Below are 13652 nucleotides of genomic sequence, written 5' to 3'. Positions count from 1 at the left end.
CGCCCCGCCATGCCCTTCCCCCTTCGCCTCCTGGCCGCGAGCCTCGCCCTGGTCGGGCTGACCCTCGCCGGCTGCAAGAAGGAGAGCTGCCTCGGCGACGAGGCGTCCTGCCAGGTCTCCAGCCCCTGCGAGACATTGAGCTACGCGTGTGAAGCCGCCTCCGGCCCGGCCCTGGAGCTGCGCGTGCTCACCCCCGAGGACACGCGCGTGGGCAGCCATGCCCCGTCCGGCGGAAGCGAGACCGTGCCCGGTGGGCTCAACGCCATTGCCTCCCGGGGAGACATCCTCCTGGGCAATGACCGGGCGGTGGCCGTCATCGCCGGCGTCGGCAACGCCCACCTGCTGGATCCCAATGGCGGCTCGCTGCTCGACCTGAGCGTGCGCGGCGCGAACAACGACGGACTCAACCAGGCGCTCCCCGTGGTGGGCGTGCTCCCCGCGGACGCCGCGCACTACACGTCCATGCGGCTCATCGACGAGCGGCCCCGGCGCGTGGCGGTGCAGCTCGACGGCACGCTCGACGGCCGGCCCGAGTTCCCCATCCACACCCTCTATGAGATGCGGCCGTGCGAGCCGGGCGTGCGCGTGCGCACCGAGGTGCTCAACACCTCCGTGGATCCCCAGCTCTGGGCGCTCGGGGACGGCTTCTACTGGAGCGGCCGCGAGGCGCTGCCCTTCACGTCCGCGCCCGGCACGGGCTACTCGCACCCCTCCTTCAGCCTGCTCACCATCGGCGACGTCTACAGCCGCGTGCCCTATCTGATCGCGGCGCTCCCCTCCGAGCCCGGCGTGAGCTACGCGCAGGTGGCCTGCGGACCCAAGGACACCGTGGAGGGCTTCCAGAGCGATCAGATCTCCCTCTCCGGACTGCCGCGCACCGTGGTGCCGCCCCGGGACTACCTCGTCTTCGAGCGCTTCCTCGCCGTGGGCGACCGGGGCGACGCGGCCTCCGCCGTGAACCTCGCGCTGGAGCTGCGGCAGGCGCTGCGGGGCGAGAAGTACGTGACCCTGCGGGGCACGGTGAACCGCCGCGCGCCCCCCCGTGAGCCCGGGCACGAGCTGAGCGTGTTCATCAGCGAGGGGGAGCTCTCCGCGGACAAGAGCACGCGCATCCCCTGGAGCCAGGTGACGCCCGACAGCGCGGGCCGCTTCGAGGCCCGGGTGCCCGCCGGGCGGAAGTACGCCGTGGAGGTGCACGCCTTTGGCCGCAAGGTGGCGGACCGGCAGCTCGACGTGGTCAACGAGGACGTGGAGCTGGGCACGTTCGCCGAGCCCTCGCACACCCGGCTCACGGTGAACGTGTCGGAGACGAATACGTTCGCCCCCCTCACCGCCGAGGTGTTCCTCGTCCCGGTGGATGCCGCCACCCGGCAGGACACCCAAGGCTCCCTGCATGGCGCCTTCACCTCCTGCGCCCCGTGGTTGGGTTCTCCCGCGGGCCCCTCGCCCGCGTGCAACCGCTTCCTCGTCGTCAATGGCTTCGCCCAGGTGGAGGTCCCCCAGGGCCGCTTCCACGTCTACGCCTTCAAGGGCCCCTTCTGGACGCTCGACCACGAGATGGTGTCCTTCGGTGACACGGACACGGCGCTCGACTTCACGTTGAAGAAGCTGCCGCTCCAGCCCTCTGGCACCGTGAGCGCGGACCTGCACGTGCACGGCGCCGCCAGCTTCGACAGCTCCCTGCCCGACCAGGATCGCGTGTTGTCCTTCGCCGCCACGGACCTGGAGGTCATCGTCGCCAGCGACCATGACGTCGTCTACGACTACAGCCAGGTCGTCCAGGGCCTGGGCCTGCAAGAGCACATGAGCACCGTGGCGGGCCTGGAGACCACCGGCCACATCCTCTGGCTCAAGCGCCACGGCTATGACATCCCGCTCGTGGTGGGCCACTACAACTTCTGGCCGCTCGAGTACGATCCGACGAAGCCGCGCAACGGCGCCCCGGACGACGAGCGCGTCGAGCCCGGCGAGTTGTTCGACCGCGTGAAGGCCAGCGCCCCCGAGCCCCTGCGCGAGCAGCTCGTCGTGCAGCTCAACCACCCGTGGGCCAACCAGGAGTTCGGTCGGGACCTGGGCTTCCCCCGCGCGCTCGCGCTCGACACCCGCCAGAACCTGCCCACCACGGACGACGGCACCAACGCGGGCCTCTACGTGCGCTCGCCCAAGGGCGGCTTCGCCAACAACGGCCAGCACACCCAGGAGGTGATGAACGGCTCGGACAACGGTCTGCTCCCCGCCTACCGCGCCTTCTGGTTCTACGTGCTCGGCCAGGGCCAGCTCGTCACGGGCACCGCCAACAGCGACTCGCACAGCCTCACCGACAACACCGTGGGCGTGCCCCGCAACATCGTCTACGCGGACACCGCGGCCGGCCCCGGCTTCGACACCGCGCGCTTCAACGCCGCCCTGAAGGCCGGTGGCTCCTTCGGCACCAACGGGCCCGTCATCGAGGCCACGCTCGACACGGCCAGTGGGCCCCGGCGCTACGGCCTCACCCCCGTGGTGCCCTCGGCCGATGCCCGGCTCCACCTCAAGGTCTCCGCCGCCCCGTGGGTGCCCGTGGACGAGGTGCGCATCATCGTCAACGGCCGCCTCGTGCGGACGCTGAGCGGTGGGGAGCTCGCCCGCCCGCCGGACGCCTTCGGCGACACGGGGCTCTTGCGCTACGAAGGCAGCCTCGCGCTGTCCGAGCTCGTCACCGTCCCCGGGGACGCGTGGCTCGTGGTGGAGGCTGGCACCCGGCTGCAAACCACCGGGGACTTCAGCGGCGTGGGCAGCCCCGAGCCCGATGGCATCCCCGACACCGGGGACAACAACGGGGATGGCGTGGTGGACCGGAACGACATCTCCCCGGGCTCCTCGTCCGGCCCCCTGCGTTCCGCCGCGCTGCCCACCAGCGAGGCGGACCCCCTGTTCCACTTCGCCCAGGTGATCAACGGCGGCTACCCGATGGCCTTCACCAACCCCTTCATCCTCGACCGGAATGGCAACGGACGCTTCGATGCCCCCGGCGTGAGCGCTCCGTGAACCGAGGACCTCCCGTGAACATGTCCCGATTGCTCGCCGCGCTCGCCGCCCTGCTGCTCGTGCCCGCCGCCGCCCGCGCCGACGAGGGCGGGTGCTCCCGGTGGCTCTCTCCCGCGCTCGCCGAGGGCCCCGTGGCCCTGGGCTTCCTCTCCGCCGATGTCTCCACCGGACGCCGCGCCTGCCCGCGCACCGAGTTGGGCCTGGGCGTCCAGGGCAACGCCCTCATCGAGACCCAGAACCTCTACGGCGCCGTCACCGCCGCGGGCGTGGTGTCCGGCAGTCTCGCGGTGCGCCCGGACCTGGAGGTCTTCGCCACCCTGGAGGCCCCGCGCGTCCAGTACGTGCAGAACGCCTCGCTCACCGGCATGGACGTGGCCCTGGGGCAGCTCACGGTGGGGGCCACCTGGGCGGTGCTGTCGCACGGGGCCTTCGTGCTGGCGCCTGGCGCGCGACTGCAACTGCCCACCTCCTTCGCGAGCCCCCGGACGCGGACCGTGGGCGCGGAGGTGGGCGCCGCCCTGCTCTACCGGCCCACGGAGCGCTTCGACGTGCACGGGTACGCGGGCGTGGATGGAGACCTGGGCCTGGGCGCCGCCGCGTCCCTGCCCCGGGCCGGTGTCCTGGTGAACGTGGGCGTCGAGTACGCCTTCTTCCGGCACTTCGCCGCCGTGCTGGATGCCAACGCGCGCTTCGGCCGCCGGGCGGTGCTCGACTCCGTGGCCCCCTCGCTGGGGGTGCGATTCAGCGCGGGCGAGCACTTCGGCGCGGAGCTGGGCGCGAGCCTGCCCGTGCTCGGCGCCGAGCGGGCCCTGGCCGCCGGTGGACTCAAGGTCACCTGGCGGTTGTGAGCCCGGGGCCGCTCCGCTCTACAGGTACGTCGCGGCCTGACGCAGCGCGAGCGCCGCCTTGCTCCCGTGCTCCACCTTCTCGTGCGAGACGACGAGCCGCACGAGTCCGGGCAACTCCGCGTAGCGCTCGAAGTCCGCCCGAAGTGCCTTGGCATCCTTGACGAATACCAGCTTCGACAGCCGGGACACCCGCGGCCCGGGCGCCGAGCCCAACACCGTGGTGAAGAGCCAGCCGAGGAAGTCCTTCTTGCGGTCCATGTTGAAGAGCGCGTCGTTGAGCACCAGCGTCGTGCCGTCCCTCGAGCGCACGAGCATCGCCCCCTCCATGTCGTTCACGCCGTGCAGCATCTCCAGCCGGACCGCGTCGTCGGCCGCGAAGTCCTCGTAGGTGCCGTCCACGGGCACCGCCTCCTCGACCTTGGCGCGGCTGCCCTTGGGCGCGAAGACCCGCAACGACGGGTAGCGCTTCTTGTACGCGGGCGCATCGAGCCGATGCAGCCCGTTGGGGACGATGAGCACCGCGAGCGGCCCCAGGGCCTCGAGTTCCCGCTGCTCCTTGTCGCCCAGGGCGATGCCGTTGTGGATGACGAGCGAGCCGTCACCCCGGCGCGCGACGGTCATGACGCGCTTGAGCGACATGTTCGGCAGGGACCCCTCCACGCGCCACAGGTTCTCGGCGAGCTGCTCGAGGGGACCGTGCGCTCGCACCCGCCATTCATCGGAAATCTTGGAAGCCATGGCCGGCGACCCTAGGAAAAGCTGGTGACGGTTGTCACCACCCTGGTGAGCACGGTCACCTCTTCCGCCCTCTCGAGCCCTCCTTCGCCGCGGGCGAGCACGGGCGCCCCACGCCCCGCCGGGGCTGGCACGCTGGACGCAAGGAGCGCGCTCGGCGACTCACCACCAGAGGTCACGGGAATGCGGAAGAAAATGCTGGGGAATCTGCTTCGGGAGAACGGGCTCGTGGACGAGCTGCAGCTCCGGGCGGCCCTGGGCTACCACCACAAGTGGGGCGTTCCCCTGGGCCAGGTGGTGGTGGACATGGGCTTCTGCTCCGCGCGCGAGGTGCTGGAGCTGCTCGCCTCCCAGGTGCAACTGCCCACGGTGGACCTGGACGCCGAGCTGTTGGATCCCCAGCTCGCGGACGTGCTGCCCGTGAGCGTGGCGGAGAGCTGCCGCGTCATCCCCCTGCGCCAGGAAGGCCCGCGCGACTCGGTGCTCGTGGTGGCCACCGCGGCGCCCGCGGATCCCCTCGCCCTGGACGAGGTGGCGCGGCGCACGGGCAAGGCACGCGTGGTGACGCTGCTGGCCACCGACACCGCCATCGCCCAGGCCATCGAGCGGCTCTACTATCCGCACCTGCTCGACGCGCGGCGCCCGGTGGAGCCCATTCCCCTGCCCGAGGCCGACGAGCAGCTCCCCCTGGTGACGGAGCGCTCCGAGTGCTTGTCGATGGGGCAGATGCTCCAGCGTCAGGCCCAGGTGTCCGTCGAGGATCCGGACGGGCTGCCGGTGATGCTGCCGCTGACGCACGAGGCCCCCGAGGCCCAGCGCCTCACCGAGCCCGAGTTGCGCCGGGTGGATGTGCTCCCCATGACCCCGAGGGAGCTGCCGCCGGAGGTTTGGGTGTACGGCTGGGGCGTGAAGGCGACGCGCGGGCTGATGGCGCTGCTGGAGGAAGGCGGCCTGCGCGCCCGGGTGGGACGGACCGAGGACGTGCGCAAGGCGAGCGCGCACCAGGTGATACTCGCGCCGCTGCAATCCGTGGAGAGCGTGAAGCGGCGGGGCATGCGTGCCCAGCTCGTCCTCGTGGGCCGCTCGCGCGACGAGGCGCGGGCCCGGGCCCTGGGCGCACAGGACTTCCTGTCGGGCCCCTTGCGCTCGGAGCAGCTCCTGGACTCCGTGCGCGAGGCACTGCGCGCCGGCCGCGAGGCGCCGCGCCGGGCGGGCTGAGACGCGGCCTACAGGCGCGGCTTCACGGGATCCAGGCCGGGCTCGAAGGGGCTGGGATCCAGCGGACCGGGATCAAACGGGCCGGGATCCACCACCAGGAGGCACGACCACTTCGAGCCCCTGCAAACGCAGCTCCCCGTATTGGAATTACCGATGCAGCAGTTGCGCGTGGAGCCGGAGAGACACGCCTGCCCGTTGACGTTCGAGCACGAGTTGCTCGCGAGCGAGCAGATCGGCACGGGAATCATCCGACAGGACGTGACGACGCCGTCACACGTCACACTGACGCCATCCGAGGCGGAGCAGCTCGTCCCCTGACAGGAGATGGTGTTGCCGTTCGCGCAGGTCGTCGAGCAGGTAGAGAGGGCACTCTGGCTTCGCGCCAGGAGTTCCTCGCCGGTCTCCACTTCCGTTCCTCCACAGCCAGACACGATGGAAAGGACAAGCGTCGCGAGAATGAGCAGCGAGTGCTTCATGTTCGACTCCTGGGTTGGTGGGCTGGCTTGTCACCGTACAAACCTCACCTGGACCCGTCAATTCCTCTCATCCCCCTCCGCGAATCCCATCCTCCCCTCCTTCCAATCTGTTGCTCGCGAGGCAACAGGACACGGACAAGGACTGTCACAATTCCTCATCACCCACCCCGGATGTTGCCCGTGAGGCTACAAGGCGCGGTATACAGGGCCCGCGACCCTTGCCCAGGAGAAGCCATGCATCACAGCCGGCTCTGTGCCTTCGTCATCGACTGCAAGACCGACGACCTCGACGCGGCCACCACGTTCTGGAGTCAGGCCCTCGGAAGGGCCGCCGAGCCGCCGGTGCCCGACAGCCCCACCTACCGCTCGGTGTCGGCGAAGCCCGAGGAGCCCATGCTCCTGATCCAGCAGGTGGACCACCCGGGCCGCATCCACCTGGACATCGAGACGGACAACCTGGACGCGGAGGTTCAGCGGCTCGAGGCGCTCGGGGCGAAGCGGGTGGCGTTCGTCAAACGCTGGTGGGTCATGGAGGCCCCCTCGGGCCAGCGCTTCTGCGTCGTCAACCCCCAGCGCGGCCCCCTGGACGCCACCAACGCCAACGTGTGGCCCTGAGCCACGCGGCCTACAGCAGCCCGTCCAGGACGCCTTGCCAGAGCAGCTCGGCGAACGACTCGTGGGCGCGATCCGCGTCCACCAGGGGCAGCGACAGCGTGGGCATCCTCAGGAGTCTGTCATCGGTCACCACCTGGGGCGCCCGCTCGCGCACCGTCTCCACCAGGGCCTGGAGACTGGCGAGGTGCGACAGCCCCCGCCGCTCGCCCAGGCCCGTGTAGTCCGTCTCCGGCGTGAACGACAACCACAGCCCCTCGCCATACCCCCACAGGAAGTGGGCCGTGGACTCCTCGCGCACGTCCACGGTCCGCGTCTGCCTGACGCCCCGGTGATCGTGGAAGGATTCCACCTGCGTCTCCTCCGAGACGGTGCTCCGCCGGCCGAGCACCAGCAGGCGCCACTCCCGCCACTGCACCTCCATGCGCTCGCCCCGCGCCCCCTCCAACCGCAGCCCCGTCTGCCCCACCAGGAAGCGGCGCACGGGCAGCGGACTCGCGGCGCGGGAGGGCAGCTCACAGTCCACGGCCTTGAAGCCCTCGGCGCGCAGTGCGTCCCGCAGACTCCTGGACTCCCGGGGTGGTTGCCGGGCCAGGATGACCGGGGGCGGTGCCGCCAGACGCAGACGCAGATCGGCCAGGCCCAGCCGGGTCACCGTCTCCAACCGCCGCAGGGCCGCCTCGTCCTGGAGCGCGGGCACCTCGAGGAGCGCCACGAGCCCGGTGCCGCCGGTGGGGTTGATTGCCGGAGGAGCCGCCGTGCTCGCGGCAGCCGGAGCGGGCGCCTCGCGTGGGGGGCCCTCGGACACCCGGGCACGCAGCGTGGCCAGCTCGCGCCGCGCCTCCTCCAACTGGCGCACGAGCGAATCCTGTTCCCGCGCATGGTGCGCCCGCAGCCGGGCCACCGCCTCCCTCGACTGGCGCAGCTCCGCCTGGACCCGCTCCAACTCGTCGCGCAGCGTGCGGTTGTCATCCATGCACGACGGACGTAGCAGGAAGGAGGCCCGCCGGAAAACCCCCAGCGGCTACTCCTCGCCGGTGGCCTCGTGCAGCGTCCGCGTGAGCTTTCGCAGCGTGTCGCGCAGACGCACGATCTCCCCGAGGGACAGCCGCGTCTTGCAGGCGAGCTGGGGATACAGCTCCAGCGCCCGCTGCTCGAGCCGCTTTCCCTCGGGGGTGAGGAAGACCTCGACGACGCGCTCGTCCACACGGCTGCGCCGCCGCTCGACCAGCGCCCGGGACTCCAGGCGCTTGAGCAGCGGCGTGAGGGTCGCGGAGTCGAGGTAGAGCCGCTCGCCAAGCCGCGACACCCGCGCGCCATCCTCCTCCCAGAGCGCCATGAGGACGAGGTACTGCGGGTAGGTGACGCCGAGTTCCTCGAGCAGGGGCTGGTACGCGCCCGTCATCGCGCGGGAGGCCGCGTGGAGCGCGAAACAGAGCTGATCATCGAGTCGAAGAACGTCGGTCATCGCCATTCCAATCCAGTCCCCGCTCAGGCCAGGCGCAGGTCGACGGCGATGTTACCGCGCGTCGCGTTGGAGTACGGGCACACCTGGTGCGCGGCGGCCAGCAGCGCCTCGGCCTGGTCGCGCGGCAGCTCGGGAATGGAGGCGGTGAGCTCCACGGCCAGCCCGAAGCCCTGCCCCACCGAGCCGATCGTCACGTTGGCGGTGATGCTCACGGGGCCCGTGGTGATCTTCTTCGCGCGGGCCACGTGGCCGAGCGCGCTGCCGAAGCACGCGGCGTAGCCGGCGGCGAACAGCTGCTCGGGGTTGGTGCCGTTGCCATTGCCGCCCAGGGCGCGCGGGGGGGCCAGGGCGACGTCGAGCAGACCATCGTCCGTCTTGGCGCGACCCTCGCGGCCAGAGGTGGCGGTGGCAACGGCGGTGTACAGGCGCTTCTCGAGGGCAACGGGGGACTGGCTCATGTGTGTTCTCCTGTTCGGCTGCGGTGTGAGGTGAATCTATCCCAATCTGAATCGAATGCAACTGAATCGTGCACGATTCATATCACCTCCCCCGACCGATGCTTTGCGACCAAAACACAAGAAAAATACGGATAACCTTGATTTCACTTATTCCAGTCAAAAGCTCATTTACACGCATAATCGTGATTGATAGAAGGCATGCCGCCTCGTTGTCCCCGGAGCGACCCCATGTCTCGAACGCTGTTGGCCTCGTTGGCGACCCTGACGCTCGTTGGTTGTGGCAGCACCTCCACCACGGTGACCTCTTCCGTCGAACTCGACACGATCGAGGGCGCGGGCGCGGTGGCCCAGGCCCAGGCGGCCCTGAAGAGCCGCCAGCAGGCGGGCGAGGAGTTCGTGGCGCGCGGCGCCATCCTGGATGACAACGGGGACAGCCACGTCCGGTTCGATCGGCGCTTCCAGGGGCTGCGCGTGCTCGGCGGCGACTTCGTGTCGCACCAGAACGCCAATGGCGCCCTGCGCGAGCTGACCCACGCCGGCCCGGAGAGCCTCCAGGGCCTGAGCGTGAAGCCCTCCCTGAGCGCCGCGCGCGCCACGCAGCTCGCCGAGCGCGCCTTCGTCGGCAAGCGCGACGCGGGCGCCGCCTCCGCGGAGCTCGTCGTCTTCGCCCGGGGTGAGAAGCCGGTGGCGGCCTACGAGGTGGTGCTCGAGGGCGTCAAGGACGACGGGACGCCCAGCATCCTGCACGTGGTGGTCGACGCGCACACGGGCGCGGTGCTCGAAACCGCGGACGAGATCGAGACCGCCGCCACCACCAGCACGGGCAACTCGCTCTACGTGGGCACGGTGTCCCTCGCCACCAACAGCACCTCCACCGGCTACGAGATGAGGGATCCCTCGCGCGGCAAGGGCTTCTACACCCTCAACCTGGCCAACGGCACGAGCGGCGGCAGCGTCTTCACCAGCACCACCAGCAGCTTCGGCAACGGCACCACCTCGAACGCGGCGTCGGCGGGCGTGGACGCCCACTACGGCATCCAGAAGACGTACGACTACTTCAAGAACGTCCACGGCCGCGACGGCATCGATGGCGCGGGCGGCACGGGCTACAACCGCGTGCACTACAGCAGCCGCTACAACAACGCCTTCTGGTCCGACAGCTGCTTCTGCATGACGTACGGCGACGGCGACGGCACCACGTTCACCCCGCTGACGGCGATCGACGTGGCGGGCCACGAGATGACCCACGGCGTGACGAGCCGCACCGCGCGCCTGGTCTACTCGGGTGAGTCCGGCGGCCTCAACGAGGCGACCAGCGACATCTTCGGCTCCATGGTGGAGTACTACGCCGCCAGCGCCAGCGACCCGGGCGACTACCTCATCGGCGAGAAGATCTACACGCCGAGCAAGTCCGGCGACGCGCTGCGCTACATGGCCAACCCCTCCCAGGATGGCAAGTCGGTCAACTGCTGGTCCAGCTCCGTGGGCTCGCTGGACGTGCACTACTCCAGCGGCGTGGCCAACCACTTCTTCTACCTGCTGGCCGAGGGCTCCACGGGCAGCACCACCTGCAACGGCTCCACGCTCTCCGGCATCGGCCGCTCCGCCGCGGAGAAGATCTGGTACCGCGCGCTCACCGTGTACATGACCTCGAGCACCAAGTACGCCGGCGCCCGCACCGCCACGCTCAACGCCGCCAAGGATCTCTTCGGCTCGGGCAGCACCCAGTACAACGCCGTGGCCGCCGCCTGGTCCGCCGTCAGCGTGAACTGAGTCCAGTCCAGTTGGGTTGAAGCGGGCCGGTTTCCCTGGCGGGGGGAACCGGCCCGTCGCATTCGTTCCCCCTCTTCTGTTCCGCCGCTATCCGCCCGCGAAGGGCTGCTCGATGTACCGGGCCACGAGGGCCCGTGTCCGGGGCGGAGGCAGGTGCTTGGAGGGGCGTCCCTCCTGACGAGCCAGGTGCGCCTCCAGGTACGCCTCGACGTCGGCGGTGCCACCGTGCAGCCAGGCGGTGAGCAGGGCTCCGAGCGCCTCGGGCGTGCCCCACCGGAACAGCGCCCAGGCGGCTTCGTCCGCGCCGGGCCACAGCTTCTTCTCCCACGTCTCGTCCCGCAACCCCCGCTCCAGCAGTTCCTCGTGCCCCGGGGCGTCCAGCGCTCCGAGCCAGCGCAACGCCTCGGCACGCAACCACGGCTCGTCGGACTCCCGCGCGGTGCGCCTCAACAGCTCGCCCCCTTCCGCGCGCCCCCACCGCAGGAGCCCCGCCGCCGCGCGCACGCGCACCAGCGGATGCGCGGCATAGAGCAGGGCCTCGAGCCGCTCGAGCCAGGCCGGGCCGGACTCGTCCAGGGCGAGCAACCCCTCGAGGGCGAAGCACGCCGCCGCGTCATCCGTCCCCGACAGCGCCGCGAGGAAGAGCGCACGGTCCCCGGGCTCGGCCGAGCCCGAGGCCTCCCGGAGCACGGTGCGCACCAGGGGCAGGTTCTCGGGCCACTTCCACGCGGCCAGGGCCCAGCGCAGCGCCGTGGCCCGCTCCCGCTGGAAGAGTTGCCGCAGCAGCTCCTTCCGGAGCTCGAGCGCCACGCCGAAGTCGCACAGGTAGCGCAGCCGCAACGCACGAGCCTCGGGCCACTCCGCCAGCACCTCGAGGGCGCGCGGGTAGTCCTCCGGGGCCGGCATGAGCCCATAGGCGACGTTCAGCGAGAGGCTCTGGGCATGCAGCACCTCCTCCAGGCGCCGCAGCAGCCCTTCCCGCCCGAGGCACACCAGGAGCGTGGGCAGGGGCAGGCGCAGGGCCTTCGCCGCATGGTGCAGGGCCTCCGGGTCCGCGCTCAACAACTGGTGCAGGGCTTCCCGGGGCATGGGTCCCTCGGAGGACAGGTTGCGCGACTCCCGGGCGAGCAGCGCCCACGACTCCGGCCGCGTCCAGGTGGCCGCCGCGACCTGGAGGTTGCGCTCCGGGCCTCCCGGCTCCCGCTCCAGGGCCCCTCGATCTTCCTCGCACCAGCGCGTGTACAGCCACGTCAGGACGGGCGCGGGCAGCGGCTCGCCCTCGCGCCGCGACTGGATGAGGAGGTCCGCGCGCTCCCAGGGAGACCACCGGCGCAGGGTCGCCTCCACCCAGGGGATGTCTTCCTCCGCCCGCACCAGACGCAGGCACCGGTAGGCCTCCAGGACCGGGGCGTCCTCCTGGGACGGAGAGAGCGCGCTGGCGCCCACGAGCCCGGAGAGTTCGGCGCCCGAGAGCCGCAGACCCAGGTGGAGGGCCAGTCCGAGCGCCCAGGAGCGCACGGTGAAGTGTTCCCGGGGATTCAGCAGGAGCGCCCGCACGAGGGGCAGCTCGTCCTCCCCGCCGAACAGGCGCAACAGCCGGAGCACGCGGACCCGCGCGTCGAAGTCCCCCGCGGGCAGTGCGTCCAGGAAGCTCAGCAGTTGCGCGCGGATGCCCGAGCGCGAGGACCAGACGAATCGGAGAGGGGTGGACACGAGCGCTCGGGAATCTAGGCTCACCTCCACTCGTGCTCCACCGCAGACCGCGCGACACCTTCCTGGAGAACCCGTCATGAACCCTCGACACCTCAGCCGGGGAGAGTTCCTCTCCCTCACGAGCCTGCTGGCGGGCTCCTCGCTCCTGCCCCGTCCGGCGGATGCCGCTCCCAAGTCCTCCGGGAAGACGGCCGCGACGCCCCCCTCCCCCAAGCCTGGGCCGGCAGGACCCGCCCCCGTGCAAGGCGACCGCTTGCGGCGAAGCTGCCGCGCCACGCTCACGCTGAGTTCCTCCACGGACGCGGGCACCGAGTTGATCCGCCTGGGCGAATGGATTCGCGACCAGAGCCTCCAGTCAGACGTGTACGGCAACAGCGAGTTCATCCAGTCCTTCGAGCGCCGCGTCGCGGAACGGCTCGGCTTCGAGGACGGGTGCTTCATGTCGACCGGCACCATGGGCCAGCTCATCGCGCTGCGCATCTACGCGGACGAGGGGAAAACGCGGACCGTGGGCCTCCATCCGTCCTCCCACCACGTGCTGCACGAGGACGACAGCCACACCGTGCTCCACGGCCTCCAGCCCGTGCTCCTCTGCCCCTGGTCCCGGCCCGTGCTCGCCGGGGACGTGCGCGACGCCCGCGAGCGTCTGGGCATGGTCAGTGTCGAGATGCCCGTGCGCTGGTTGGGCGGGCAACTCCCCACGTGGGAGCAACTCGAGGAGCTCAAGCGCACGTGTCGCGAGCGCGGGGTGAAGCTGCACATGGACGGCGCCCGGTTGTGGGAAAGCCAGCCATTCTATGGCCGCTCTTATGCGGACATCTGCCGGGGCTTCGATTCCGTGTACGTCTCCTTCTACAAGATGGTGGGCGCCCTGGGCGGAGCCATGGTGGTGGGAGGAAAGGACTTCATCCGCACGGCCCGGATGTGGAGACACCGGCACGGGGGAAACATCTTCCAGATGCTGCCCTATGTCGCCTCAGCGGCCATGCGCCTGGACGACGTCCTGGGCCGCATTCCCGCCTACGTCCAGCGCGCGAAGTCCATCACCGAGGCCCTCGCCGCCGACTCCCGCCTCGTGGTGCTCCCCAAGCCCGTGCAGACCAACCTGTTCCGGATCTTCCTGCGCGGGGATCCCGCCGCGTTCTCGCGCCAGAGGGATCGCATCGCGCAAGAGGACTCCATCTGGCTGACGAACGGCTTCAGCCCGACGCGCGTCCCGGGAGTCGTCGAGACGGAATTGCAGGTGGGTGAAGGGCTCGCGGGTCTCGATGACGCGCAGGCCGTGCGCGCCTTCCTCCGGCTGCTCGAACCCGCGTGACCCGGA

12 protein-coding genes are annotated in these 13652 nt (G+C 70.7%); 6 read left to right on the top strand and 6 right to left on the bottom strand.

Annotated elements, in window-relative coordinates:
• The first annotated feature begins 9 nt into the window (after nucleotides 1-9).
• Both D187_RS45835 and D187_RS45830 read left to right on the top strand, forming a co-directional pair.
• Entirely contained in the window at nucleotides 10-3027 is a 3018-nt protein-coding gene (locus D187_RS45835) for a CehA/McbA family metallohydrolase (RefSeq protein ID WP_002624120.1), read from the top strand.
• Nucleotides 3028-3047: 20 nt separating this feature from the next.
• Nucleotides 3048-3875 (top strand): hypothetical protein, encoded by an 828-nt coding sequence (locus tag D187_RS45830; protein ID WP_155894039.1) that lies wholly within the window; start codon nucleotides 3048-3050, stop codon nucleotides 3873-3875.
• Between the two features lie 18 nt (nucleotides 3876-3893).
• Here D187_RS45830 and D187_RS45825 read toward each other — a convergent pair whose 3' ends face one another.
• On the bottom strand, nucleotides 3894-4613 hold the full coding sequence (locus D187_RS45825; protein ID WP_043435149.1) for a hypothetical protein: 720 nt from the start codon (nucleotides 4611-4613) through the stop codon (nucleotides 3894-3896).
• Nucleotides 4614-4793: 180 nt separating this feature from the next.
• On the opposite strand from D187_RS45825, the gene D187_RS45820 reads away from it, so the two are divergent.
• Entirely contained in the window at nucleotides 4794-5828 is a 1035-nt protein-coding gene (locus D187_RS45820) for a GspE/PulE/PilB domain-containing protein (RefSeq protein WP_155894038.1), read from the top strand.
• 8 nt (nucleotides 5829-5836) lie between these two features.
• Here D187_RS45820 and D187_RS56120 read toward each other — a convergent pair whose 3' ends face one another.
• A complete protein-coding gene (locus D187_RS56120) occupies nucleotides 5837-6304 on the bottom strand; it encodes a hypothetical protein (RefSeq protein ID WP_155894037.1) in 468 nt (155 codons plus the stop codon).
• A 234-nt stretch (nucleotides 6305-6538) separates the two neighbouring features.
• Between D187_RS56120 and D187_RS45815 the strand changes: the two genes are divergently transcribed.
• Nucleotides 6539-6919, top strand: coding sequence for a VOC family protein (locus D187_RS45815; RefSeq protein ID WP_002624115.1), 381 nt, complete (start codon nucleotides 6539-6541; stop codon nucleotides 6917-6919).
• A 10-nt stretch (nucleotides 6920-6929) separates the two neighbouring features.
• Here D187_RS45815 and D187_RS45810 read toward each other — a convergent pair whose 3' ends face one another.
• From D187_RS45810 to D187_RS45800, 3 genes are read right to left on the bottom strand one after another with little or no spacing between them, the layout of a single operon-like run.
• A complete protein-coding gene (locus D187_RS45810) occupies nucleotides 6930-7892 on the bottom strand; it encodes a coiled-coil domain-containing protein (RefSeq protein ID WP_002624114.1) in 963 nt (320 codons plus the stop codon).
• Nucleotides 7893-7940: 48 nt separating this feature from the next.
• A complete protein-coding gene (locus D187_RS45805) occupies nucleotides 7941-8384 on the bottom strand; it encodes a MarR family winged helix-turn-helix transcriptional regulator (protein WP_002624113.1) in 444 nt (147 codons plus the stop codon).
• 23 nt (nucleotides 8385-8407) lie between these two features.
• Nucleotides 8408-8842 (bottom strand): organic hydroperoxide resistance protein, encoded by a 435-nt coding sequence (locus tag D187_RS45800; RefSeq protein ID WP_002624112.1) that lies wholly within the window; start codon nucleotides 8840-8842, stop codon nucleotides 8408-8410.
• 228 nt (nucleotides 8843-9070) lie between these two features.
• Here D187_RS45800 and D187_RS45795 point away from each other — a divergent pair, with 228 nt between their 5' ends.
• On the top strand, nucleotides 9071-10615 hold the full coding sequence (locus D187_RS45795) for a M4 family metallopeptidase (protein WP_002624111.1): 1545 nt from the start codon (nucleotides 9071-9073) through the stop codon (nucleotides 10613-10615).
• A gap of 87 nt (nucleotides 10616-10702) precedes the next feature.
• Here D187_RS45795 and D187_RS45790 read toward each other — a convergent pair whose 3' ends face one another.
• Nucleotides 10703-12328, bottom strand: a complete 1626-nt coding sequence (locus D187_RS45790; protein ID WP_043435145.1) for a hypothetical protein — start codon at nucleotides 12326-12328, stop codon at nucleotides 10703-10705.
• A 76-nt stretch (nucleotides 12329-12404) separates the two neighbouring features.
• Here D187_RS45790 and D187_RS45785 point away from each other — a divergent pair, with 76 nt between their 5' ends.
• Nucleotides 12405-13646 carry a threonine aldolase family protein gene (locus D187_RS45785; RefSeq protein WP_002624109.1) on the top strand — a complete coding sequence of 414 codons (1242 nt, stop codon included), beginning with the start codon at nucleotides 12405-12407 and terminating at the stop codon, nucleotides 13644-13646.
• The last annotated feature ends 6 nt before the right edge of the window (nucleotides 13647-13652 follow it).

This window comes from Cystobacter fuscus DSM 2262 (assembly GCF_000335475.2).
Classification (GTDB): Bacteria; Myxococcota; Myxococcia; order Myxococcales; family Myxococcaceae; genus Cystobacter; species Cystobacter fuscus.
This window is presented reverse-complemented; position numbering and strand designations above follow the sequence as displayed.

What these genes read in the sequence shown, in the direction of transcription:
- D187_RS45810 (WP_002624114.1), bottom strand. Translation starts at nt 7,892, where the DNA reads ATGGATGACAACCGCACGCTGCGCGACGAGTTGGAGCGGGTCCAGGCG.
- D187_RS45800 (WP_002624112.1), bottom strand. Translation starts at nt 8,842, where the DNA reads ATGAGCCAGTCCCCCGTTGCCCTCGAGAAGCGCCTGTACACCGCCGTT.
- D187_RS45820 (WP_155894038.1), top strand. Translation starts at nt 4,794, where the DNA reads ATGCGGAAGAAAATGCTGGGGAATCTGCTTCGGGAGAACGGGCTCGTG.
- D187_RS45785 (WP_002624109.1), top strand. Translation starts at nt 12,405, where the DNA reads ATGAACCCTCGACACCTCAGCCGGGGAGAGTTCCTCTCCCTCACGAGC.
- D187_RS45835 (WP_002624120.1), top strand. Translation starts at nt 10, where the DNA reads ATGCCCTTCCCCCTTCGCCTCCTGGCCGCGAGCCTCGCCCTGGTCGGG.
- D187_RS45815 (WP_002624115.1), top strand. Translation starts at nt 6,539, where the DNA reads ATGCATCACAGCCGGCTCTGTGCCTTCGTCATCGACTGCAAGACCGAC.
- D187_RS45830 (WP_155894039.1), top strand. Translation starts at nt 3,048, where the DNA reads ATGTCCCGATTGCTCGCCGCGCTCGCCGCCCTGCTGCTCGTGCCCGCC.
- D187_RS45825 (WP_043435149.1), bottom strand. Translation starts at nt 4,613, where the DNA reads ATGGCTTCCAAGATTTCCGATGAATGGCGGGTGCGAGCGCACGGTCCC.
- D187_RS45795 (WP_002624111.1), top strand. Translation starts at nt 9,071, where the DNA reads ATGTCTCGAACGCTGTTGGCCTCGTTGGCGACCCTGACGCTCGTTGGT.
- D187_RS56120 (WP_155894037.1), bottom strand. Translation starts at nt 6,304, where the DNA reads ATGAAGCACTCGCTGCTCATTCTCGCGACGCTTGTCCTTTCCATCGTG.
- D187_RS45805 (WP_002624113.1), bottom strand. Translation starts at nt 8,384, where the DNA reads ATGACCGACGTTCTTCGACTCGATGATCAGCTCTGTTTCGCGCTCCAC.